Below are 1,601 nucleotides of genomic sequence, written 5' to 3'. Positions count from 1 at the left end.
CGCCGACATTGTGAACCGTCGTTGTCGCACCGGCTTCATTCGGATTAGTGGTTACGCTGTAGTTTGGTGCACTGATCTCACCCGTTGTCACATCGTAGCTTGCTCCACCGCCCAATGCCGCAGCCGTACTGCTTCCCAACCCGTCCGATTTGCTGTCCTGTGCTGTTAATGCTGTATCCAGCTGGCCTTTGTTAATCGCATCACTGGCGGCTGTACCATCAGCAACATTACTGATCTTTTTACCCGCTGCATCAATGCCTGCCGTGGTGATACCTGGGCCACCTGTGATGCTTAAGCCATTACTGTCAATAAAGGTATTGCCCGTGCTGATGCTGGTCAGGCCTGTCAAGGTTTTATTCAGGCTCACTGCGATCTGGCCCTGACTTGCCGTTGTCGTGATGTTCCCATCCCCTAGCACTGACAATGTCGAGCCAAGTCTATTCACCGAGCTGCCACTATCCCCTGTAAAGGTCAGCGGTGTAGTCACCGCAGTCGTTAAGCTAGTGATTGCATCGCCGACATTGTGAACCGTCGTTGTCGCACCGGCTTCATTCGGATTAGTGGTTACGCTGTAGTTTGGTGCACTGATCTCACCCGTTGTCGTATCATAGCTTGCTCCACCGCCCAATGCCGCAGCCGTACTGCTTCCCAACCCGTCCGATTTGCTGTCCTGTGCTGTTAATGCTGTATCCAGCTGGCCTTTGTTAATCGCATCACTGGCGGCTGTACCATCAGCAACATTGCTAATCTTGCTGTTCGCTGCATCAATGCCTGCCATGGTGATACTTGGGCCACCTGTGATGCTTAAGCCATTACTGTCAATAAAGGTATTGCCCGTGCTGATGCTGGTCAGGCCTGTCAAGGTTTTATTCAGGCTCACTGCGATCTGGCCCTGACTTGCCGTTGTCGTGATGTTCCCATCCCCAAGCACTGACAATGTCGAGCCAAGTTTATTCACCGAGCTGCCACTATCCCCTGTAAAGGTCAGCGGTGTAGTCACTGCAGTCGTTAAGCTATTGATTGCATCGCCGACATTGTGAACCGTCGTTGTCGCACCGGCTTCATTCGGATTAGTGGTTACGCTGTAGTTTGGTGCACTGATCTCACCCGTTGTCGTATCATAGCTTGCTCCACCGCCCAGGTTACTGGCGGTACTGGTACCTAAAGCATCGGTTCTGGCATCGCTGGCTGCACTCGCTGCAGTTAACTGACTGACATTCACTGCATCTGTGTTTGCTGTACCTGCTGCAACATTACTGATCTTTTTACCCGCTGCATCAATGCCTGCCGTGGTGATACTTGGGCCACCTGTAATGCTTAAACCATTACTGTCAATAAAGGTATTGCCCGTGCTGATGCTGGTCAGGCCTGTCANGGTTTTATTCAGGCTCACTGCGATCTGGCCCTGACTTGCCGTTGTCGTGATGTTCCCATCCCCAAGCACTGACAATGTCGAGCCAAGTTTATTCACCGAGCTNCCACTATCCCCTGTAAAGGTCAGCGGTGTAGTCACTGCAGTCGTTAAGCTATTGATTGCATCGCCGACATTGTGAACCGTCGTTGTCGCACCGGCTTCATTCGGATTAGTGGTTACGCTGTAG

General features: G+C 52.0%; 2 pseudogenes. Both read right to left on the bottom strand.

The annotated features are described in order from the left end of the window. Nucleotides 1-168: 168 nt before the first annotated feature. Nucleotides 169-298: pseudogene (locus KPC_RS20985) on the bottom strand (hypothetical protein); the annotation flags it as partial. A gap of 390 nt (nt 299-688) precedes the next feature. Beyond that, a pseudogene (locus KPC_RS20980) lies at nt 689-1,222 on the bottom strand (hypothetical protein); the annotation flags it as partial. Between the last annotated feature and the right edge of the window lie 379 nt (nt 1,223-1,601).

This window comes from Acinetobacter stercoris (assembly GCF_900323515.1).
Classification (GTDB): Bacteria; Pseudomonadota; Gammaproteobacteria; order Pseudomonadales; family Moraxellaceae; genus Acinetobacter; species Acinetobacter stercoris.
The sequence above is the reverse complement of the archived record's forward strand: the minus strand, read 5'-3'. Positions and strand labels throughout refer to the sequence as shown.